This is a genomic window from Pseudomonas sp. LB3P81 (assembly GCF_054897965.1).
On the sequence record NZ_JBUBVG010000001.1, the window covers coordinates 3,466,520 to 3,487,582 of the forward strand.

Consider the following 21,063-nt stretch of genomic DNA (forward strand, 5'->3'; position numbering starts at 1 on the left):
CGCACCTTCCCGTCACGTGCGGTGACGGGAAGGTGCCTGGACTTTTAGTGCGTAATCATCACGTCTTTAATATGGTGAATGAGTTCACCTTCAAAGAAAATGCTTACGCCGGTGACATGGGAGTCGCCCAGTGCTTTATATTCAACAAACTTGTCACTTTCAACTTGCAGCGCAACTTCATTGGAAGTTTCAAGTTTTAACTCAAGCCGCAGGTCAAAGGATTTATCTTGAATGGCAGTCATTACCAGTTTTGGCGTAATGCCTGCGTGTGCAACGGTTACGGTGCCATAGGTGCGGAAAGAGGCGGCGCCTGGCATCCGGTCAATTTGTGCGGTCCAGTCTTTGGTTTTAATACTCATGGTGTGTAACTCCTGTCATTAAGTTTGATTGCGTCCTGCACGATCAAGGTAACTAGGTGGAGTTGTTTTTGGAAGAGTAGTATTAGTTGTATTTGTAAGTTTGCATGTTTTATCTTTTTTATTCTTCTAGCAACTAAGTTTCGTAACTTTTAGTGGCTCGATCAGGAGTAATAGGGTGTGCTTCGGTTGCGCTGAAGCTCTGACACCGAGTGCTACATGGAGCGCGCACGCCTGAAAACGAGGGATTCGGTTACGCATTGAGCAGGCAAAAAGCCAATTCTTGTAGTATAACTACAAGCTTGCTACATCCCCGGCACCTGCCAATAACAAAGAGTCCAGCCCCTTGAATCTGCTGCAACACATCGCCCAGTCACGCCACCTGTTACGCAAGTCGGAGCTCAAGGTCGCCGACCACGTGCTGCTTGACCCAGCGGCGGTGATGCACAGTTCCATGGCCGACCTGGCCCACAGCGTGGGCATCAGCGAACCGACCATCGTGCGGTTCTGCCGCGCCATCGGTTGCTCCGGGTTTCAGGATTTGAAACTGAAGCTGGCGCAGAGCCTCGCGGCCGGTGCGAGTTTCGGTCAGTTTGCGATCCATGAAGACGATTCGGTCGCCGACTACAGCCTGAAGATCTTCGACACCACCCTGCACACCCTGATGGAGGTTCGCGAGAAGCTCGATCCGGTGGAGTTGCAGCGCGCGGTGTCGCTCATGTCCCAGGCCCAGCGTGTCGAGTTCTACGGTTTCGGTGCCTCGGGTGCAGTGGCCGCGGATGCCCAGCACAAGTTCTTCCGTTTGCTGCTGACGGCAGCGGCGTATTCCGACCCGCACATGCAGGCGATGTCGGCGGTAACGTTGAAGCCGACCGACGTGGCGATCTGCATTTCTCAGTCCGGGCGTTCCAAGGACCTGTTGATTACTGCGAATCTGGTGCGCGAAAGCGGCGCCTCGCTGATCACCTTGTGCCCGAGCCAGACACCGCTGGCTGAGCTGTCGACTGTCAACCTGGCCATCGACGTGCACGAAGACACCGAAATCTATACGCCGCTGACCTCGCGCATCGCCCATTTGGTGGTGATCGACGTATTGGCCATGGGCGTTGCCATGGCGCGTGGGCCGAGTCTGGTCAACCACCTCAAGAGCGTCAAGCGCAGTCTTCGCAGTTTGCGGTTGTCGCCCAAATCGGTGAAAGCCCTCGACGATTGATTTTGGCAGGAATTGTGGCGAGGGAGCTTGCTCCCGCTGGGCTGCGAAGCGGCCCCAAAACCATTCACAGCGGTATTCCAGATATATCGCATTGCATTAAGCTAATTACGACTGCTGCGCCCGAGCGCGGACCGGCCGGCGGGAGCAAGCTCCCTCGCCACAGGTATGCGGTCAGTCTGCGAGTTTCATTGTTCTGTAACGCACAAGCCGCCAAACCGTCATCCCTCGCGCCCATCCTGTAACTCCCGTAATCGCCTTGGGAGACTCGAAATGGCCCAGCCCTACGAAGAACGCAACAGCGCCGTCAGAACCCGTCGTCAGCAAGAAGACCAGCGCCGCATGGAATTTCGTCGCGCCATCGAAGACCGCTGCGAGCGCCGCCAGTTGTTGGCCGAGATCGGCGATTTTCCTGATCTGGAACTCAACTACTGGCAGGCAGCGCCCGCAACTTCCCGTCGAAACGCTCAACCAGGGCGCTGATCTGCACCCGTTCGCTGCGGATAAACGCAAGGAATGCGTGGGCCACCGGTGACAGCCGTTTGGCCTTGGCCTGCACCAGGCACCAGCTGCGAAGCAGCGGCAACTCTTCGACCGGTAACTCGATCAAGCCGCCGGTCGCCAACTCCAGGTTCAGGGCGTGGCGCGTCAACAGCGCAACGCCCAGACCCGCCAGCACACATTCACGTTGAGCTTCGGCCGATGCAACCTCCTGGGTCTGGTTGAAGTGCACGCGTTTCTCTTTGAAATACTCTTCGCACGCCAGTCGCGTTCCCGAGCCGGGCTCGCGCAGTAGCAGCGTGTAAGGCTCCAGATCCTGCAAGCGCAGCGGACCCATGTGGCACAGCGGATGATCCGGTGGTGCCACGGCCACGATCGGGTTGTTGAGGAACGGCAGAAACTCCAGCCCCATGTCCTGCGGCACCATGGACATGATCACCAGGTCATCGCGGTTGTCGGAGAGGCGTCGAATCACCTGCCCACGGTTGACCACGGTCAGTTGCAGGTTAACTTCCGGATGCTGGCGCTTGAATGCGGCAAACAGGTGCGGCACGAAATACTTGGCGCTGGATTCCACCGCCAGTTTCAGCTGACCCTGCAACGATCCCTGCATGTCCGAGAGCTGCATGTCGAGGTTTTCCAGGCGGCCAAAAATGTCCCGACTGGCACGCTGAAGGGCTTCGGCGGCTTCCGTCATGTAGAGTTTTTTGCCGACGTAATCAAACAGCGGCTGACCAATCAGCTCCTCAATTTGACGAATCTGCAGGCTCACGGCAGGTTGTGTGAGCGACATTTCTTCCGCTGCGCGGCTGTAGGATCGCAAATCACAGACTTCATTGAAGATCTGCAATTGACGCAATGTCATACGCATCAATGACTTACGCATTATCTAGGCACTCTCGCAGCAGGCTGATGGGTCAACTATAAGCCTTTACTTATGCCTGACCCAATAATTAATCATTTTTGTTAATCCCTTGCGAGGGCTAGTGTGGGCGTGCGACTAAATCGAAACATTTGGTCACGAGTCGACCTGGTCTAGCAGGTCGTGAGTACCACCGGCTCAAGGGAAACTCCAAGTGATAACAAAGATCCTGATCGCCAACCGTGGTGAGATTGCCGTACGAATCGTGCGCGCCTGCGCCGAGATGGGCATCCGCTCGGTCGCGGTCTATTCCGACGCCGACCGTCATGCCTTGCACGTAAAGCGTGCGGACGAAGCCCACAGCATCGGTGCCGACCCGCTGGCCGGTTACCTGAACCCGCGCAAGCTGGTGAACCTGGCCGTGGAAACCGGTTGCGATGCGCTGCACCCCGGCTACGGTTTCCTCTCGGAAAACGCCGAGCTGGCGGACATTTGTGCAGAACGCGGTATCAAATTCATTGGTCCATCGGCTGAAGTGATTCGCCGCATGGGCGACAAGACCGAAGCCCGCCGCAGCATGATCAAGGCCGGCGTGCCGGTCACTCCGGGCACCGAAGGCAACGTCGCGGACATCGCCGAAGCCCTGACCGAAGGCGACCGCATCGGTTACCCGGTGATGCTCAAGGCCACTTCCGGTGGTGGCGGACGCGGCATTCGTCGCTGCAACAGCCGCGAAGAACTCGAACAGGCGTTCCCTCGCGTGATCTCCGAAGCCACCAAGGCGTTCGGTTCGGCGGAAGTGTTCCTGGAAAAATGCATCGTCAATCCGAAGCACATCGAAGCGCAGATCCTTGGCGACAGTTTCGGCAACGTGGTGCACCTGTTCGAGCGTGATTGCTCGATCCAGCGCCGCAACCAGAAGCTCATCGAGATCGCCCCGAGCCCGCAACTGACGCCGGAACAGCGAGCCTACATCGGCGACCTGTCGGTGCGTGCGGCCAAGGCGGTGGGTTACGAGAACGCCGGCACCGTGGAGTTCCTGCTTGCCGAGGGCGAGGTGTACTTCATGGAGATGAACACCCGGGTGCAGGTGGAACACACCATCACCGAAGAAATCACCGGCATCGACATTGTGCGTGAGCAGATCCGCATTGCGTCCGGCCTGCCGCTTTCGGTGAAACAGGAAGACATCCAGCACCGCGGTTTCGCGCTGCAATTCCGGATCAACGCCGAAGACCCGAAAAACAACTTCCTGCCGAGCTTCGGCAAGATCACCCGTTACTACGCGCCCGGCGGTCCTGGCGTGCGCACCGATACAGCGATCTACACCGGCTACACCATTCCGCCGTACTACGACTCCATGTGTCTGAAACTGGTGGTATGGGCGCTGACCTGGGAAGAGGCGATGGACCGTGGCTTGCGCGCTCTGGACGACATGCGTCTGCAGGGGGTCAAGACCACCGCCGCGTACTACCAGGAAATCCTGCGTAACCCGGAATTCCGTAGCGGCCAGTTCAACACCAGCTTCGTTGAAAGCCACCCTGAACTGACCAACTACTCGATCAAGCGCAAACCCGAAGAGCTGGCCCTGGCCATCGCCGCCGCCATCGCCGCCCACGCAGGCCTGTGAGGAATACTCTAATGACTAAGAAAATCCACGTTACCGACACAATCCTGCGCGACGCCCACCAATCGCTGCTCGCCACCCGCATGCGCACCGAAGACATGCTGCCGATCTGCGACAAGCTCGACAAAGTCGGCTACTGGTCGCTGGAATGCTGGGGCGGCGCAACCTTCGACGCCTGCGTACGCTTTCTGAAAGAAGACCCGTGGGAGCGTCTGCGCCAACTGCGCGCGGCGTTGCCTAACACGCGTCTGCAAATGCTTCTGCGTGGCCAGAACCTGCTGGGCTACCGCCACTACAGCGATGACGTGGTCAAAGCCTTCGTCGCCAAGGCTGCGGTCAATGGCATCGACGTGTTCCGCATCTTCGACGCCATGAACGACGTGCGTAACCTGCGCGTGGCCATCGAAGCAGTGAAAGCGGCGGGCAAACACGCCCAGGGCACCATCGCTTACACCACCAGCCCGGTGCACACCATCGACGCGTTCGTCACGCAAGCCAAGCAAATGGAGGCCATGGGTTGCGACTCGGTGGCCATCAAGGACATGGCGGGTTTGCTGACTCCATACGCCACTGGCGAACTGGTCAGGGCATTGAAAGCCGAGCAGTCGCTGCCCGTGTTCATTCACTCGCACGACACCGCTGGCCTGGCCGCGATGTGCCAGCTCAAGGCTATCGAAAACGGTGCCGACCACATCGACACCGCGATCTCCAGCTTCGCCTGGGGCACCAGCCACCCAGGCACCGAGTCGATGGTCGCCGCGCTTAAGGGCAGCGAGTTCGACACCGGCCTGAACCTGGAATTGCTGCAAGAGATCGGCCTGTACTTCTACGCCGTGCGCAAGAAGTACCACCAGTTCGAAAGCGAATTCACCGCCGTCGACACCCGCGTGCAAGTCAACCAGGTGCCGGGCGGCATGATCTCCAACCTGGCCAACCAGCTCAAAGAGCAGGGCGCGTTGAACCGCATGGCCGAAGTGCTGGCTGAAATCCCGCGGGTTCGCGAAGACCTCGGCTTCCCACCGCTGGTGACCCCGACCTCGCAAATCGTCGGCACCCAGGCGTTCTTCAACGTGCTGGCCGGCGAGCGCTACAAGACCATCACCAACGAAGTGAAACTGTACCTGCAAGGTGGCTACGGCAAAGCGCCGGGCATCGTGAACGAAAAACTGCGTCGCCAGGCGATCGGCAGCGAAGAAGTGATCGACGTTCGCCCGGCTGATCTGCTCAAGCCGGAAATGACCAAGCTGCGTGCCGAAATCGGCGCTGTGGCCAAGTCTGAAGAAGACGTGCTGACCTACGCGATGTTCCCGGACATCGGCCGCAAATTCCTCGAGGAACGCGCTGCCGGCACTCTCACTCCAGAAGTGTTGTTGCCGATTCCTGAAGCCGGCGGCGTGACCTCGGCCGGTGGCGAAGGCGTACCGACCGAGTTCGTCATCGATGTACACGGCGAAACCTACCGCGTCGACATCACCGGTGTCGGCGTCAAGGCTGAAGGCAAACGCCACTTCTACCTGTCCATCGACGGCATGCCGGAAGAAGTGGTGTTCGAACCGCTCAACGAATTCGTCGGCGGCGGCGGCAGCAAGCGCAAGCAAGCCACCGCGCCGGGCCACGTCAGCACCACCATGCCGGGCAACATCGTCGACGTGCTGATCAAGGAAGGCGACACCGTCAAGGCTGGCCAAGCGGTATTGATCACCGAAGCAATGAAGATGGAGACCGAAGTGCAGGCCGCCATCGCCGGCAAAGTCACCGCCATCCATGTGGCCAAGGGCGACCGGGTGAACCCGGGCGAAATCCTGATCGAGATCGAAGGCTGAGTTAACAGCCTCGATACAACGTTTTAAACCTCGGGGGGGCATGTGCTCCCCTTTTTTTGTGCGCAGAAAATCCAATGTGGGAGCGGGCTTGGTCCGGGCGGCGTTCCGACGAACGCGGTGTGTCAGTCGACTTCAATTTCGACTGACACACCGCGTTCGTCGGAACGCCGCCCGGACCAAGCCCGCTCCCACAGGTACGGCGGCGGTGTGTCAGTGGTTGATCAGAACGCCAACTGCCACTGGCCCATGACGCCATGATTACGGCTATCGCTGCCTATTTCAGCCGTAAGGCCTACGCCAAGCGTATTACGTGCGGAAAGCCTGAGATCCACACCCGCATCGACCCTCAACTTGTCCCGATCCAGCGGCGCACTGTAGACGCTGTAGTCGTTGCCGCCGGTGACAAGGCGTTGCCTGGTTTCTGTGTAGACCTTGCCGTACGAGTGTTTCCAGCCTGCGCTCAAGCGGGGAGTCAGTTGCATACCGTTATTCAGCGTATTGAGCTTCGCCAGACGCAGACCGAATGTACTGCTGAAGTTTTCCTCGGATTGATCGTGGACTTTCAATGCTGCGTCGCCACCTTTTTCCGTGAAGCTGTCGCGCTGATAACGTTGGTATCCAAGACTGGCGAAGGGTTCGATGCTGACATTGGCGCGGCCAAGGTTGTAACCCACCTCCGCGAAGGCTTGCTGGGTACTGGCGTCGTAACGGCCTTTGGGACGATCCTTGAAACCATAAAACTCTACTCGGCGTGCGCTGCTTCCGTCGTGACTGTTGTGTGTCGCGCCCAGGCGCAGTGACATCGGGCCTTCCTGACGCAGGGCGTAAGCGCCCAAGTGCCAACTGTCCAGATTGCCGTCGAGTTCGCGGCTTTTCTGACTCGTACGGGATTGGCCGCCCATCACTCCCAGACGCCACTGCTCATCGAGCCGCCAATCGGCGCCCACCAACAAGCCTTGGGTGGAATGTTGCAAGGGGTCATATTCGCGACTCAGTTTCCCGTTGTGTCCAAGTGCCTGCAGCCAGATTCTGCCAGTGGCATCACTGCCCGCCGCGAGACGAGGTGCGCCGTTTTGATTATTTGAAACTCGGGCGCCATCGAGCTGGCGCATGGCCGAGAGTAAGGTGGCACCTATCGGGCCGTCACTGTTCAAGGTCGCCTTGCCCAGGTTGCCGTTGCTGTCGCCGGCGAGAAGTTCGAGGGCGTAGGCTGCGGTTTCCCTGTCAGAGCCGAGCAGGGCAGTGACGGCGGCATTTGGCGTGATGGCTGGTGTTTGATCGGTCGGGTTGGCCGCTGGCTCCTGAATACTGGCAGCGAGTTTCTTGCCGCTTTCAGTGGTCGCGACGCTTTCTAAAGACACATCATTACGCGTGTAGGTCAGGCTGACGACTTGCGGGTTGTCGTAACTCAATTCAGGTGTCATGAAAGCGAGGCTGTTTTCGATGGCACCGAAATGACCCACAACGCTGGCCGCCTCGATGAGGGTGTACTGCTGGGCCTGCGGGAAATCACCTGCCGCGACGATTTTCAGGGTCGCATCGCCAAGGCTGGCAGTGCCAGCGACTTTGATCGTTTCGCCACGGCCTTCAGGGTTAACTTCATAGGTCAGAACGGCAGTGCTGGAAAGACTCATATCGCCCTTTACCGTTGGCGCCCCCACCGAACGATTGACGAGAAACTGCCCATGCACGTTCAGAGAACCAGCCGTTCCATTACCACTGAAGGTGCCCATTTCATCCACAAAGACATTTCCGCCAATCGAGCGGTTGTTGATCAACGTGCCCTGCGTGATCGCTCCGCCATTGATGTGTCCATCATTGATGAGTGTTGCATCGGAGCGTACCAAGGCACCGATGTCGAAATCGCCGGCGCCACTCACCGTCCAATGACCCTGATTGACGTCCAGCCCCTTGAAGTTCCGTGTTTCACTCAAGGAGCCACCTTTGGCGGCATTGAGTTGCAAGACGTTCATGCCCTCACCTCCATCCACCAGCTTTTTGAAATTCCCTTTCGTCAGCACCGAGACCAGGTCATTGCGCTCGTCCAGCTTCAGAGCGTTCCACTCTGATGCTTTATTGATTGGGGTCGGGTGAGTGGCGGCAGCGCCGATGAACGCGTCGAGTTTTGTGATCAGATCGTTTGGCGCTTCAACCGGAGTTGGAGATGCGCCGGCAAGGGTTTCGGCAAACGCAAACTCAGCGCAGCCCACAGCGAGCGCTATGGCAAGTGCCAAGTGTTTTGGTCGGTATTTGTGTTGAACGGGCATCGAGTTTGGCCTCTTTTGACAGGAAGCCAAACTCTAAAAGGCGGCTGATTTTGCGGATGTCAGCCGGTTCCGGTGCGCAGCGCGGGTAGCGTCGGATCGTTTTGTGGAAAAAAGGCTGGTTGCAGGGCAATGATGGTTTCTACCGATGCCGCAGTGCTGCTTTTCCCTACATCCCATCCGGGAACGAGCACTTTTCACACAATCAAAAACTTATTTGCCACTGCCGAATCTCACTAACTCCGGCCCAAATACGCCTTCCCATAATGCCGCTCCATCCGTGCCTGAATCAGCTCCAGCCCGATCGACATCACCCAATAAATCACCGCCGCGGTCGTCAGCATTTCGATGTAGCGATAGCTCGACCGCCCATACGATTGCGCCAGAAACATCACTTCCCACACGCCCATCACCGAGACCAGTGAAGAGTCCTTGAGCATCGAGATGAATTGGTTGGTGGCCGGCGGGATGATGGTGCGCATGGCCTGGGGCAGGGTGACGCGCCAGAAGATCACGGTTTCGCGCATGCCCAGCGCCAGGGACGCTTCGCGTTGGCCATGGGGGACACCGAGGATACCGGCGCGGAAGATTTCGCTGAGGTAGGCGCCGTAGTTCAGCGACAGGGCGATGATGCCGGCAGCGACGGCGCCAGGCACGATACCCAGTTGCGGCAGGCCGAGGTAGATCAGCAGGATCTGGATCAGCAGCGGTGTGCCACGAAAGAATGACGCGTAGAAACTCGCAATGCCGAAGGCGACGGCGCTCTTTGACAGCCGCGCGATGGCGGTGATGAAACCCAGCAGCGACGATGCGACGATTGAGCACAGGCACAAAAACAGCGTCAGTGCCGCGCCCTGCAGAAAGCCGTTCGGCGCTAGGTGCAAGCCGACCAGGTTGGGCAGTTTGTCGAGGATGATCGAGAACTTCAGGTCGAAGCTCAGGAAGAAACTGGCGAACAAACCCGACATCGCCACCCAGGTCATGTACAGCCGCGTGCGGAAACCAAAGATCCGTTGCAGTCGAGACTGAGCCACCGGTTGTGGTGGCTGAGGAGGTTTGGGAAAGGAAGTCATTGGCTGATGTCGGCGCCGATCCATTTTTGCGAGAGCTTGCTCAGGGTGCCGTCCTGTTTCAGTTGGGCGAAGACATCACGCACCTTGGCGTCCCACTGAGCGTCGCCTTTTTCAATGGCCACCGAGTTCGGTTCGGAGTACAGGGGGGCGCCGGCGAGCTTGAAGCGTTTGTCTTCGGTCAGGCGCGGTTGCGCGGTGACCAGGTTGGTGAGGACCGCATCCAGTCGAACGCCAGCGCCCAGGCCGAGGTCTTGAAAGGCGACGTTGTCGGTGTCATACGGCGCGATCTGCACGTTTTCAAACGGGTACTGCAACTGCGTGTCTTCGGCGCCTTCGATCACCAGGTTTTTGTTGAGGTAGCTTTCGTAGCTGGACGCACTGGTGAGGCCGACTTTCTTGCCGCTCAGGTCCTTGGCGCTGTGGATGCTGTCGTCCTTGGCGTTGACCACGATCACCGCAGGCGAGGCGTAGTACTCGACCGGGAAGTCGAAGACTTCGGCGCGGGCCTTGCTCGGGGTCATCGAGCAAATGCAAATGTCGTAGCGCCCGCTCCAGCGGCCGGCGGCGATCACGTCCCAGGACGGGGTTTCAAGGCGCAGCTTGACGCCGAGTTTGTTCGCCACGGCTTTGGCCACATCCACGTCGAAACCGTCGAGCTGATTCTGGTCATTGAGGAACGAGAAGGGTGGATAACTTTCCATCAACACACCCACCAGTTCTTTCTTTTGCTCGATGCGGTCCAGCGTCGCGCCAGCAAAGGCTTGGGTGGAGGCGGCCAGAATCGTCAGGCCCAAGGCCAGTAGCGGTTGAAATTTCACAGTTCGATTCCTGATAAAAAAGTGGTTGTTATTAACCGGATGGTGCGTATTAAATAGTTATAAGAACGGCTCCGGTAGTGAGTTATTTTCATAAGCATATGAGTGAAAAGCATATGGGCGCAGGAAGCACAGTGATTCTGGATGGCGGCATGGGTCGTGAACTTCAACGTAGAGGCGCGCCGTTCAGACAGCCCGAATGGTCGGCACTGGCCTTGATCGAAGCGCCGCAGACCGTGGAGGCGGTGCACGCGTCTTACATCGAAAGCGGTGCGAACGTGATCACCAGCAACAGCTATGCGGTGGTGCCTTTTCACATTGGCGAAGAACGTTTTGCGGCGCAGGGTCAAGCCCTCGCAGCGCTGGCCGGGGAGTTGGCCCGGCGTGCAGTGGATGCCGCGGGTAAACCGGTTCGTGTGGCAGGTTCACTGCCGCCGTTGTTCGGTTCCTATCGCCCGGATTTGTTCGACGCGGCTCGGGTGGAGGAATTGCTGGCGCCGCTGGTCGATGGCTTGGCGCCTTATGTCGACCTGTGGCTCGCGGAAACCCAAAGCTCGATCGTCGAAGCGCGAGCGATTCATGCCGGTCTGCCGAAGGACGGCAAGCCTTTCTGGCTGTCGTTTACCCTGAAGGATGAGGACACGGACGAGGTGCCGCGTTTACGCTCCGGTGAGCCTGTGGCCGAAGCTGCGGCGGTGGCTGCCCAGCTGGGCGTCCAGACGTTGCTGTTCAACTGCAGCCAGCCGGAAGTGATCGGTGCTGCGATTGATGCGGCGCGAGAAACCTTCGAGCGTTTAGGGGTGAAGATTCACATTGGCGCGTATGCCAATGCCTTCCCGCCGCAACCGAAAGAGGCAACGGCCAATGACGGTCTGGACCCGTTGCGCGAGGATCTGGATCCGCCGGGATACCTGCAATGGGCGGCCGATTGGCAGAAGCGCGGGGCCAGCCATTTGGGTGGGTGCTGCGGGATCGGGCCGGAGCATATTGCGGTGCTGGCCCAGAAATTGGCGTGAAGCCATTCGCGAGCAAGCCCGCTCCCACATGGGTTATGCGTTGATCACAAAACTGTGGTCAGCCGCAATGCGTGTGGGAGCGGGCTTGCTCGCGAAGGCGTCCGTTCAGGCGTCGCTGATTTACCCGCGACACTCAGATAGAGTCTTCACCTGCCCCGACCCCGTCTGATTCTCATCGCTCAACCAGCGCTCAAACCCAGCCCCAACCACCGGCCATTCCGAATCCAGAATCGAATACCACGCGGTGTCCCGGTTCTGCCCTTTCACCACCATGTGCTGACGGAACACCCCCTCAAAACTGAACCCCAATCGCTCCGCCGCGTACTTGGAGCGGGCGTTGCCGTTGTTGCATTTCCACTCCAGACGCCGATAGCCCAGCGCGAACGACTCCTTCGCCAGCAGATACACAGCTTCGGTACTTTTCGGCGAACGCTGCATCGGCGCGCCGAAGGTGACGTGGCCGATTTCGATACGGCCCTGGGACGGGACGATCGACATCAAACTGAGAATGCCTTGCACATCGCCGCTGGCACGGTCGATCACGCTGAAGAAATACGGGTCGCTGTTGGCGGCATGGTTGTTCAGCCAATCATTGAAAGCGCTGCGCTCCGGGAAAGGTCCGTAAGGCAAATAGTCCCAGAGCTTCGGGTCGGCGCCGGGGCCTTGCAGGGCTTTGAACAGACCGTCGCCATGACGCGCCGGATCGAGTTTTTCCAGGCGGATGAAACGCCCTTCGATGGTTTGAACTGTTGGCGCCGGGACGCCTTTCCAGTCCGCGAGTGAAGTCGTCATGTCGTTCTCCTTGAACCTTAAAGGGCTTTGCGAAACTGGATGAAACCGGGGCGTTCGGCGATGCGCTCGTAGAGCTGGATCGCGGTGGCGTTGGTTTCGTGGGTCAACCAATGGACTTTGCAGCAGTCGTCGGCCTTGGCGGTGGCGTAGACGAACTCGATCAGTTTGCGGCCGATGCCGGTGCCGCGAGTTTCAGGGACTACCAGCAAGTCTTGCAGGTAGCAGGAGTTTTCGATGCTCCAGTTCGAGCGATGGTAGATGAAGTTCACCATGCCGACTGCTTTGCCATCGACCCAGGCCAATGCCGAATGGGTCAGTTCGGTCGGGTCGAGCATGCGTTGCCAAGTGCTGTCAGTCACGGCCTCGGGTAATTCGGTGTTGTAGAAACGCAGGTAGGCTTGCCACAACGGCAACCACGCGGCGTGATCGTCGGCGCTGACCTGGCGGATTTCAATCTGACTCATGTTCGTTCCTTAACGCATCAAGTGGGCGAGGGCCTGATCATGCGCATCGGGGCTCGCGGCGAGCCCTTCGCGTACACCAGCAATGTCTGCGGCGCTGCGGTTCTGGCTGAGTTTGCGTTTGCCTTCCAGACGCTGGATCGGCAGGGCAAACCCGACGATGGCCTTGAGCATGCCGTCGATGTAATCAGCGGGAGCGTCGGCGACGCTCCACGGTTGGGCGCGACCGGCTTCGTGACGATCGGTCAATGCGCTGACCAGGTTGAGCAAGCGCTCGGCATCGGTGAACACTTCAGCCGTGCCGTAAGCGTGCACCGCGATGTAATTCCAGGTTGGCACCACTTTGCCGTGTTCGGCTTTGCCCGGATAAAACCCCGGGCTGACGTAGGCATCGGCGCCGGCAAAGATCACCAGCGCTTCAGTGCCATTCTGCAATTCTTTCCACTGGGGATTGGCTCGGGCGAAGTGGCCGTAGAGGGTGCCATTCGGACCTTGGTCCGGGCGGAATAACAGCGGCAGATGACTGGCTTGCAGGCCTTGCTCGCCGTGGGTAACCACCACGGCGAGGCGGGTGTCGAGTATCTGCTGCTGCAGTTCGTCCAAATCTTTGATGGCAAAGCTGCTGGGGTTGTACATGGAAAAATTCCTTGGCGAATGCCTTCATCCTAGGCAGGCTATTGGTCTGATGTAAGAGCCATTACTGACCAATTTCATAGGTCCATTACCATGACGGATACGCCGCTTTCCTTGACGTTCAACCCTGCGGGTATCGAACTTGATCGCCGTCAGGGCCTGAGTCGTCAGCTCTACCAGGCCTTGCGCCTGCGTGTGCTCGACGGGCGATTGGCCAGTGGCACGCGATTGCCGGCCAGCCGCGATCTGGCGTCAGCATTGGCGATTTCCCGCAACAGCGTGGTGCGGGCTTACGATCAGCTCTATGCCGAAGGGTTTATCGAAGGGCGGGTCGGTGACGGGACGTATGTCGCGCAATTGCCGCAAAGCGCGCTCCCGGCCAAAAAACTATCCACAAAAGTATCCACAGGGTTGTCAACAGGGTTACCCACAGCCTTATCCACAAATTGGCTGGATTTACCTGTGGTTTCATCCAGTAAAGTTATCCACAGCGGCGCATTGGAACGGGTCGAAAAGAACCATTTGGCGACGCCTCCGAGTGGCCCGCCCCGAGCCTTTCGCGTCGGCGTTCCAGCCTTTGATCTGTTTCCTTTCGAGGTTTGGGCCAAGCTGAATGCGGCTTTTTGGCGCAAACCGGATTTACAGCAGTTGTGTTACGGCGATCCGGCGGGCGACGTGCGTTTGCGCGGATTGATCGCCGCGTATTTGCGCAGTTCGCGAGGCATGCAGTGCACCGCTGAACAAATAGTGATCACCAGTGGCGCGCAGCAGGGAATCAGTCTTTGTGCACAGCTATTGGTGGAGCCGGGCGACGGCGTGGCGATTGAGAATCCGGGGTATCGAGCGGCGGGTCATGCGTTCGCGGTCGCGGGTGCCCGATTGCATGGCGTCACGGTGGACAGTGAGGGCATCGACTGTTCCGAATTGGCCGCGCTCGGCGATTGCCGTCTCGCGTATGTCACGCCGTCACATCAGTACCCGACCGGGGTGGTCATGAGCCTGGCGCGGCGTCTTGAATTACTCGCGTGGGCGGAGCGCACCCAAGGCTGGATCGTCGAGGATGACTACGATGGTGAATACCGTTACAGCGGTGCGCCATTGGCGCCGTTGGCGGCGCTCGATCGGCAGGGACGGGTTTTGTACGTCGGGACCTTTGGCAAAGTGGCTTTCCCGGCGCTGCGCCTGGGTTATCTGGTGTTGCCACCCACGTTGGTGCAGGCGTTCTCTCAGCGCCGAGCGGTGGACGTCCGGCATTCCGAGGTCAGCACCCAAGTGGTGATGGCCGAATTCATCGCCGCCGGGCACTTTCAGCGGCACATTCGTCGAATGCGCCGGGCGGCATTGGTTCGACGTGATGCGCTCCTGGCAGGATGGCCAACGAACATTCCAGGCCTTGGGGTCATGCCGGCCGTAGTGGCCGGGTTGCACGTGGCGGTCCCTGTCGACAGTGTCGAACGCGAACAACAACTGATCCTGCAAGCGCTCGGTGCCGGCGTCGAGGTCAATGGTTTGAGCACCTACTGGTTGCCCGATACGGCACCGCACCAGGTGCGAGCAGGGCTGGTTCTGGGATTTGCGGCGGTCCCGCCAGCAAAGATTGATGCCGCGCTGGCGCAGTTGAAAAGGGTATGGACGTAATGGCCTGCGTTCAAGGCCGGAGCGTCACGGACGCCCCGGCTTGCAGACTCACAATGGACGAGGAGGGAAGAACAGTTTTTTAGCCTGATCGACAGCAATTTCACTGCGATAGTAATCAAGCAACTGATGCTCGTTCAGTGCGCTAGGGTCATCGACCCTGTCCCCGGATTTAACTTGTTCGGGGGTTCTCAATCGGGCGGACAGGTACGCGTGATCAGCTCTCCAACTGGTCGGATAATGGAAATCCGCATACCACAGCACTGTTTTCTTCGCCAGATCATGAATCTCATATCGATCCAAAAAGTCGTCTGTCGAGTCCTTGACCTTGCGGCGTTTCCCCGTTTTTTTGATAGAGATATGACCCCTGTTCTTGAGCCATTCGACGCTTTCCACGGTGGGTGGCCTTTGCTTGATCATGCCAAGCATGGTGTCGGTTGCCGACTGTTGAAGTGTTTTCGCGGCATTGCTCAGTTGCGTGCTCAGGGATGTTGCCAGGCGCTCTTCTTCAGGCGTGCTGGTAGCCTGACGGGAAGCTTCGGTGATTTCCCTGCTGATATGCGTCAGCCTTGTGGCATGTTGGCGCATCAGCAGTTCAATACCGCTGGGTGTCCGGTCAGGGTTTTGCACGAGCTGCGTGACATGTTCATTAAACGCAGTCAGGCCTTCGATCAGCGCGTTGCCCGTCGCCATACTCGAAGTCAGTGTCGGCACTATTTTTGAAAGGATGGTGGTCCTTTCGTTGGGGGCCCACGTACCGTCTGCCTTGCGATGGAACGAAACAATGAGTTTATCCGAGTAAGGCCGTTTCAGATCGACCCGGTCGGTTTCCTCCCCGGTGTCGGACAAGCGCGGCTCGCCGCTGATGACACCCCAATGAAGTGCCCGAATGATTTTTCGCTGGGGCAGCGGGCGAGGTTCATAAGGTGGGCTTTTCAGTCTTAACGCATCTCTTTCACTGACAGCGAATTTCAGATGCTTCACAGCGCGTTTTTTGAAGTCGCCGATCTTGCTGCGCAGTCGGGTCAGGTGAGCCGGGCGGACGTTGGTTTTGTACTCACGCTCAAAGTCTGTCAGGCGTTCGCCGAGGACCGTGAACTGTTCGGTCAGGCTGCTCAGTGATTCGATCTGTTCGTCCAGGCGTATCACACTGCGTTCATTGATGGCCTCGCGCAGGCTCTGAAAAGCGACAGCGGCAATGTCCATTAGCTGATTGAGTGTGGTCCATCCCTCAGGCACGGTCTGGAGGGTGTCCAGGGACAGGCAAAGGTGGCGATACATATCCAGCTGAGTAAGGCGAAGGTCGTCGCTTTGATACGCCGGCAGCTTTCCACGTGCTTCCCGGGTCAGTTCCAACCCTTCTGGTCCCAGCTTCTTGAGCGCGGTAAAACGCGTGTGCATATAGTCCAGGCGCTCGATCATTTCCTCACTCATCGTGATCATGTGCTCGGCGTCGTCAACGTGTTGTTTCTCGATGGTGTCGACTGTCTGCTCGATTTGCTCCAGGGATTTGTTAAGGGCTGAAGTGAACGAAGGAATCCTTTCGCTGAGGTCGGCAAGGGTGAAATCCATTTGTGCCTTGAGATAGCCCAGCTTGCATTGTCCGAAGTCGGGTACCGGACCGACTTCGGACCATTTGATCAGCGTCTCCAGCGCCTCGTCATAACTTTTTCGCTGTGAGCTCAACGTCTGTTGGAAAAGTTTGCGCTTGGCCTCCCTGGACGTGCTGGGCGCATCTGTCATCTCCTTGTAGGCTTTTTGCAGCGCTGTCTGTTTTTCCGATTTGAGCAGTTCAAACGCGATCAACTCATCGCGCAGTGATGCAGTGCTTGAATCTGACTCCGCCTGAACCTTTTGTCTCGAGCTGTTGATTCCACCACCGCGAAGGCGCAGACGAAGATCGACATACCAGGTGCCGGCAACGTTACCGATCAAGGGAAGGTCGGTACGTATCGACTTCTCCGTATCGAAAATAAATACGTCGTCACCCGCCACCGAGACGTTGAACCACTTGTTGGCAACTTCGGCATACCACTGTGTTCCTTGTTGGTAGAGGCCCTTGCGCGCACCTTCGGCGACGGGCTTTCCCAATCCATTGGGTTTATCGACGCTCAGTGTAGCCAGTAAAGAGCCCAGGCTTTGGCGAGCGCTTGCCAGGGCAGCGACCGTGCGCATGGGTTGGTGTTGATCGGAGGTGCGTTCTGCCGTGTTGAGCGGGGGAAGCTTTTTGATGCTTGGTTTTGGTGGCTTTTGTGTCACCTGCGATTTGGGCGCATTGGCTCTACGGGAACTGCTGGATTGTTGATGACGACTGATGGCGTGCGAGGTGATTGCCATTCCGAGGTTCAACAACAGGTCGACGAACGCAGACCATTTTGTCTTGCTATCGGATTTTGGATCATCCGTCGCAATCTGTTCCAGATCGTCCATGACCTGCCATATCCACATTGCAATCCCTGCCGTGCGTCCCAGAAAAGGCAAGGCTGCGCTCAGGATCAACCATCCTGCATGTTTCAACGTTTCCCAGCGACTTTCACTGTTCGATACCGATTGAGAATCGGCGAGTGTTACCAAAGCGTCAGCGTTGGCCTTGAATAAAGCAGCAAGGTAATCACCCTCGACGGTTTCGCGCCCCAGATTGATGGGACCGCTCATTTTCAGCGTTTTCACGGTATCCGTCAGGTATTCCACCACGGCCCAAGGCGAGGGGATCGGGCCGGGGAAGGCAAGGCGGGCGTAATCCTCGCGCACGCCATCCGGCAGCCACGTCAATACGGATGTACGCAGTGATGGCGTTTGTCGAATGGCATACAGCAGTTGATCAGGCGATGTGTATTGAGACAGCGGGTGGTCAGACAGGGGTCGATAGAGCAGGCACGGGCCGGTGGCCGGATCTTCGGGACCGATCACGAACATATTGCTGACGACATCCGCTGAGTCGGTCAATTGAAGTTCGGGTATGAAGGCCAGCTTGCGAAGAACAATGGTTTGCCCGTCCACTTTGCGGTCCGCTGATTCAGGCTCCATCAGCGCGGCAACATAGCGATAACCCTGCTTGTCTACACCGTCCTGTTTGCGCAGGTGGCACTGTAAGGCCAGCAGCGGTAATTGAAGACGTAATTGACTGGTGTACAGGGGGCTTCGGCGGGTCGACTCCGCAGAGTCATCAATCAACTTGTCTTTGATCAGCTGTGGGTAGGTGAGGCCGATGTCCACCGTGGTAACGAGTGTTTCGATGTATTCGACCGTCATCCACGTCGGCAAAGGGCTGCGAGACTGCAGCGTTTTGATGCCTGAAGGCACGGCGATCAGGTTCTGGAGCGCCAGTTCCACAAGACTGAATTGGGTGGTGTCGACTTTTCCGGGAACGACAAACAAGCCCCAGATGACCGGACTCTTGATCTGAATACGGATGTCTTCAAGAACGAGATTCGACGCTTCGGGGTGGTCCTTCAATACCTGTGTTCGCAGAGCATTCAATGCATAGTCTGCGATGGGTGCAATGTCATCCTGATAGGTCTTTCCGGCATGGGAGCTGACCAGCGTCGACAAATCCTTCAGGTAGCGGGCATACAAAGTCTGGTCGGCGGGTGACGCTGATTTGAGCCAGTCAGGAATCGCTTGCTGAAACCAGGACAGGCCAGGCGTATTCCCGGGCGCCAACCCGCCAGTACCAGGTGTGTTATTCACTGGCTGGTTGGAATCGTCAGCTGTGGATAGCTTTGAAAAGTCGAGGGCGCCGATGGCGTCGACTTGCATGGCAATCAGCAAGCACGCCTGATGATCGAAAATGTTGCCCTCGGGTTCGTACAACCGCCACTCGATGGCTTTGCGCTCGGATGAAGCGTTCAGGTGATTTGGAATCGCTTCGCCCAACGCATCCTGTGAATCGAATTTTTCATAACCATTAAGCACGGAATACGCGAGGATGACTTCGCTGTCATCCACTTTGCCGATGAGTACGACGGTCGAGGTTTCATTCAAGTGCTTCACCTCGGTGCCATCGACCTGGTCTACGTGAATCAGGTAAGCCCGTGGTGCGTCTTTGTCGTCTGAAGGATTGTTCTTGCGTTCAGGGCTCTGGAAAAGCTGCCTGGCCAGGGCGCACTCCTCTGCGCTCCAGCCTGTGATTTCATCGGTGTCCCATGCGTTTTGCATCGTTTTCGACAGACCGCGCCAGCGTGGTTCTGACGTGGTGCCGGTGGCGCTCCAGAACGCCAGCAATTGTTCCTGGAAGGCAATGGTCATGACCTTTGCCAGCTCATTGAGCAAGCGCCCGATCTTATCGATCTGCACCGGCAAATGAACGACAGGTATGGCCCCTGGATGCCGGGTGAGAAAATGTAAGCCTTCAACGAATACCGTTACTTCTTCTCCGACAGCCAGGCCAATCAGCGTATCGGTGAGTGATCGATAGCGGGTAGGGCGGACGACGATTTCATCGTCGAGAATGTCCCATGCCGGCTCGCCGACCATTGCATTATTCGGATCGATGTCCAGCGCCGGGTAAAGGTTTTTCAGGGCGTCTCGAAGCAGTACCGTAGCGACTTCAGCAAAGGTCGGCCCTACGCTCAGTTGTGTGATCGGAGTGTCGATGGGCTTGGTGGAGCGTGCTGGAACGGGGGATGGAGGAGAAGATGTCATCAGAATTCCTGTCTGGTCGGTCATGGTCTTTGAGGGTTTAAGCCTCGGAATGACCATGCTAGGGAGCGGCGAGACAGGGCTGGCGGTAATTATTTATGGCAGGGCAACAGGATGATGCTGATCAGCGAAGCTGACTCTTGTAGGAGCGAGCTTGCTCGCGATGGACTCCAACGATAACGCGTATTTTCTGAATACACGCGTCGTCCTGAAGTCCATCGCGAGCAAGCTCGCTCCTACAATGACAGTCTCAGGTCCCGGATTTGATCTTGGTCCAGGCCCGGGTGCGCGCACGTTCGGCATCGCGCGGCAGCGGTTGCAGGGTATAGAGCGTGCCCATCGCCGCTTCGGTCGGGTACAGGTTCGGGTTGTTGCGGATGGCCGGGTCGACCCTTTCCGTGGCGTCCTTGTTCGGGTTCGGGTAACCGACGAAGTCGCTGACCGGCGCGATCACCTGAGGTTGCAGCAAGTAGTTGATGAAGGTGTAGGCGTCTTCCGTGTTCTTCGCGCCCTTCGGAATGGCGAGCATGTCGAACCAGATTGGGGCGCCTTCCTTGGGCAGGCGCATGTCGACGATCACACCGTTCTTGGCTTCCTTGGCGCGGTTGGCGGCCTGGGAGAAGCTGCCGGAGTAACCGACGGCGACGCAGATGTCACCGTTGGCGATGTCGGCCATGTACTTGGACGAGTGGAAGTAGGTGACGTACGGGCGGATTTTCATCAACAGCGCTTCAGCCTTTTCATAGTCCGCCGGCTTCTTGCTGTTGGGGTCCAGGCCAAGGTGTTGCAGGGCCAGCGGCAGGATCTCCGACGGCGAGTCGAGCAGGGCAACGCCGCACTGCTTGAGCTTGCTGATGTGCTCTTCCTTGAAGATTAGGTCCCAGCTGTCCACCGGCGCATTGTCGCCCAGCGCGGCTTTGACTTTGTCCGGGTTGAAGCCGATCAGGATCGTGCCGTACATGTAGGGCACGGCGAATTTATTGCCGGGATCGTTGGCTTCGATCAGCTTCATCAGCTTCGGATCGAGGTGGTTCCAGTTCGGCAGTTTGCTGCGGTCGAGCGGCTGGAAAACACCGGCCTCGATCTGCTTGGCGAGGAACACGTTGGACGGCACCACCACGTCGTAACCGGAGTTGCCGGTCAGCAGTTTGGCTTCCAGTGCTTCGTTGGTGTCGAAGATGTCGTAGACCAGTTTGGTCTGGGCGTTCTGTGCCTTGAAGTCTTCCAGCGCTTTTGGGGTGATGTAATCGAACCAGTTGTAGACGCGCAACGTTCGCTCTTCAGCGTGAGCGGCCGCACTGAGCACCGTGGCGCATAGCGCGGGCGCGATAAGACGCTTGAGTCTGTTCATTGT

The 21,063-nt window shown here is 58.0% G+C and carries 16 protein-coding genes; 6 read left to right on the top strand and 10 right to left on the bottom strand.

Features of this window, described 5'->3' with window-relative positions; all coding sequences use genetic code 11:
* Positions 1 to 44: 44 nt before the first annotated feature.
* On the bottom strand, positions 45 to 359 hold the full coding sequence (locus ACYZTL_RS15940) for a hypothetical protein (RefSeq protein WP_461952596.1): 315 nt from the start codon (positions 357 to 359) through the stop codon (positions 45 to 47).
* A 343-nt stretch (positions 360 to 702) separates the two neighbouring features.
* On the opposite strand from ACYZTL_RS15940, the gene hexR reads away from it, so the two are divergent.
* Both hexR and ACYZTL_RS15950 read left to right on the top strand, forming a co-directional pair.
* Positions 703 to 1,569, top strand: coding sequence for a transcriptional regulator HexR (hexR, locus tag ACYZTL_RS15945; RefSeq protein ID WP_008027445.1), 867 nt, complete (start codon positions 703 to 705; stop codon positions 1,567 to 1,569).
* Positions 1,570 to 1,839: 270 nt separating this feature from the next.
* On the top strand, positions 1,840 to 2,049 hold the full coding sequence (locus tag ACYZTL_RS15950; protein WP_461952597.1) for a PA3496 family putative envelope integrity protein: 210 nt from the start codon (positions 1,840 to 1,842) through the stop codon (positions 2,047 to 2,049).
* On the opposite strand, the gene ACYZTL_RS15955 is transcribed toward ACYZTL_RS15950, so the two are convergent.
* Positions 1,991 to 2,953, bottom strand: coding sequence for a LysR family transcriptional regulator (locus tag ACYZTL_RS15955; RefSeq protein WP_461952598.1), 963 nt, complete (start codon positions 2,951 to 2,953; stop codon positions 1,991 to 1,993). The two genes, ACYZTL_RS15950 and ACYZTL_RS15955, sit on opposite strands and share 59 nt — an antisense overlap.
* Positions 2,954 to 3,143: 190 nt before the next feature.
* Between ACYZTL_RS15955 and ACYZTL_RS15960 the strand changes: the two genes are divergently transcribed.
* Positions 3,144 to 4,559 carry an acetyl-CoA carboxylase biotin carboxylase subunit gene (locus ACYZTL_RS15960; RefSeq protein WP_150711410.1) on the top strand — a complete coding sequence of 472 codons (1,416 nt, stop codon included), beginning with the start codon at positions 3,144 to 3,146 and terminating at the stop codon, positions 4,557 to 4,559.
* Between the two features lie 11 nt (positions 4,560 to 4,570).
* Complete coding sequence (gene oadA, locus ACYZTL_RS15965; protein WP_461952599.1) at positions 4,571 to 6,379, top strand: sodium-extruding oxaloacetate decarboxylase subunit alpha; 1,809 nt, start codon at positions 4,571 to 4,573, stop codon at positions 6,377 to 6,379.
* Positions 6,380 to 6,600: 221 nt separating this feature from the next.
* Here oadA and ACYZTL_RS15970 read toward each other — a convergent pair whose 3' ends face one another.
* From ACYZTL_RS15970 to ACYZTL_RS15980, 3 genes are all read right to left on the bottom strand, one after another.
* Positions 6,601 to 8,646, bottom strand: a complete 2,046-nt coding sequence (locus ACYZTL_RS15970; RefSeq protein WP_461952600.1) for an autotransporter outer membrane beta-barrel domain-containing protein — start codon at positions 8,644 to 8,646, stop codon at positions 6,601 to 6,603.
* A gap of 233 nt (positions 8,647 to 8,879) precedes the next feature.
* Positions 8,880 to 9,716: an amino acid ABC transporter permease gene (locus tag ACYZTL_RS15975; protein ID WP_461952601.1), complete on the bottom strand. Its 837-nt coding sequence runs from the start codon at positions 9,714 to 9,716 to the stop codon at positions 8,880 to 8,882.
* Complete coding sequence (locus ACYZTL_RS15980; RefSeq protein WP_461952602.1) at positions 9,713 to 10,534, bottom strand: ABC transporter substrate-binding protein; 822 nt, start codon at positions 10,532 to 10,534, stop codon at positions 9,713 to 9,715. The genes ACYZTL_RS15975 and ACYZTL_RS15980 overlap by 4 nt, the downstream gene beginning before the upstream one ends.
* Positions 10,535 to 10,647: 113 nt before the next feature.
* Between ACYZTL_RS15980 and ACYZTL_RS15985 the strand changes: the two genes are divergently transcribed.
* Positions 10,648 to 11,547, top strand: a complete 900-nt coding sequence (locus ACYZTL_RS15985) for a homocysteine S-methyltransferase family protein (protein WP_461952603.1) — start codon at positions 10,648 to 10,650, stop codon at positions 11,545 to 11,547.
* 120 nt (positions 11,548 to 11,667) lie between these two features.
* On the opposite strand, the gene ACYZTL_RS15990 is transcribed toward ACYZTL_RS15985, so the two are convergent.
* From ACYZTL_RS15990 to ACYZTL_RS16000, 3 genes are read right to left on the bottom strand one after another with little or no spacing between them, the layout of a single operon-like run.
* A complete protein-coding gene (locus ACYZTL_RS15990; protein ID WP_461952604.1) occupies positions 11,668 to 12,339 on the bottom strand; it encodes a GNAT family N-acetyltransferase in 672 nt (223 codons plus the stop codon).
* A gap of 17 nt (positions 12,340 to 12,356) precedes the next feature.
* Positions 12,357 to 12,803 carry a GNAT family N-acetyltransferase gene (locus tag ACYZTL_RS15995; protein ID WP_461952605.1) on the bottom strand — a complete coding sequence of 149 codons (447 nt, stop codon included), beginning with the start codon at positions 12,801 to 12,803 and terminating at the stop codon, positions 12,357 to 12,359.
* 9 nt (positions 12,804 to 12,812) lie between these two features.
* A complete protein-coding gene (locus tag ACYZTL_RS16000) occupies positions 12,813 to 13,436 on the bottom strand; it encodes an FMN-binding negative transcriptional regulator (protein WP_461952606.1) in 624 nt (207 codons plus the stop codon).
* A 90-nt stretch (positions 13,437 to 13,526) separates the two neighbouring features.
* On the opposite strand from ACYZTL_RS16000, the gene pdxR reads away from it, so the two are divergent.
* Entirely contained in the window at positions 13,527 to 15,071 is a 1,545-nt protein-coding gene (gene pdxR, locus ACYZTL_RS16005; RefSeq protein WP_461952607.1) for a MocR-like pyridoxine biosynthesis transcription factor PdxR, read from the top strand.
* A gap of 48 nt (positions 15,072 to 15,119) precedes the next feature.
* On the opposite strand, the gene ACYZTL_RS16010 is transcribed toward pdxR, so the two are convergent.
* A complete protein-coding gene (locus ACYZTL_RS16010) occupies positions 15,120 to 19,712 on the bottom strand; it encodes a dermonecrotic toxin domain-containing protein (RefSeq protein WP_461952608.1) in 4,593 nt (1,530 codons plus the stop codon).
* A 247-nt stretch (positions 19,713 to 19,959) separates the two neighbouring features.
* Positions 19,960 to 21,060: a polyamine ABC transporter substrate-binding protein gene (locus ACYZTL_RS16015; protein ID WP_461952609.1), complete on the bottom strand. Its 1,101-nt coding sequence runs from the start codon at positions 21,058 to 21,060 to the stop codon at positions 19,960 to 19,962.
* Positions 21,061 to 21,063: the final 3 nt, after the last annotated feature.

Bases quoted from the DNA above. Each gene is read 5' to 3' on its own strand.
- ACYZTL_RS15940 (WP_461952596.1), bottom strand. From the start codon at position 359: ATGAGTATTAAAACCAAAGACTGGACCGCACAAATTGACCGGATGCCA.
- ACYZTL_RS15950 (WP_461952597.1), top strand. From the start codon at position 1,840: ATGGCCCAGCCCTACGAAGAACGCAACAGCGCCGTCAGAACCCGTCGT.
- ACYZTL_RS15955 (WP_461952598.1), bottom strand. From the start codon at position 2,953: ATGCGTAAGTCATTGATGCGTATGACATTGCGTCAATTGCAGATCTTC.
- oadA (WP_461952599.1), top strand. From the start codon at position 4,571: ATGACTAAGAAAATCCACGTTACCGACACAATCCTGCGCGACGCCCAC.
- ACYZTL_RS15970 (WP_461952600.1), bottom strand. From the start codon at position 8,646: ATGCCCGTTCAACACAAATACCGACCAAAACACTTGGCACTTGCCATA.
- ACYZTL_RS15975 (WP_461952601.1), bottom strand. From the start codon at position 9,716: ATGACTTCCTTTCCCAAACCTCCTCAGCCACCACAACCGGTGGCTCAG.
- ACYZTL_RS15985 (WP_461952603.1), top strand. From the start codon at position 10,648: ATGGGCGCAGGAAGCACAGTGATTCTGGATGGCGGCATGGGTCGTGAA.
- ACYZTL_RS15990 (WP_461952604.1), bottom strand. From the start codon at position 12,339: ATGACGACTTCACTCGCGGACTGGAAAGGCGTCCCGGCGCCAACAGTT.
- ACYZTL_RS15995 (WP_461952605.1), bottom strand. From the start codon at position 12,803: ATGAGTCAGATTGAAATCCGCCAGGTCAGCGCCGACGATCACGCCGCG.
- ACYZTL_RS16000 (WP_461952606.1), bottom strand. From the start codon at position 13,436: ATGTACAACCCCAGCAGCTTTGCCATCAAAGATTTGGACGAACTGCAG.
- pdxR (WP_461952607.1), top strand. From the start codon at position 13,527: ATGACGGATACGCCGCTTTCCTTGACGTTCAACCCTGCGGGTATCGAA.
- ACYZTL_RS16010 (WP_461952608.1), bottom strand. From the start codon at position 19,712: ATGACATCTTCTCCTCCATCCCCCGTTCCAGCACGCTCCACCAAGCCC.
- ACYZTL_RS16015 (WP_461952609.1), bottom strand. From the start codon at position 21,060: ATGAACAGACTCAAGCGTCTTATCGCGCCCGCGCTATGCGCCACGGTG.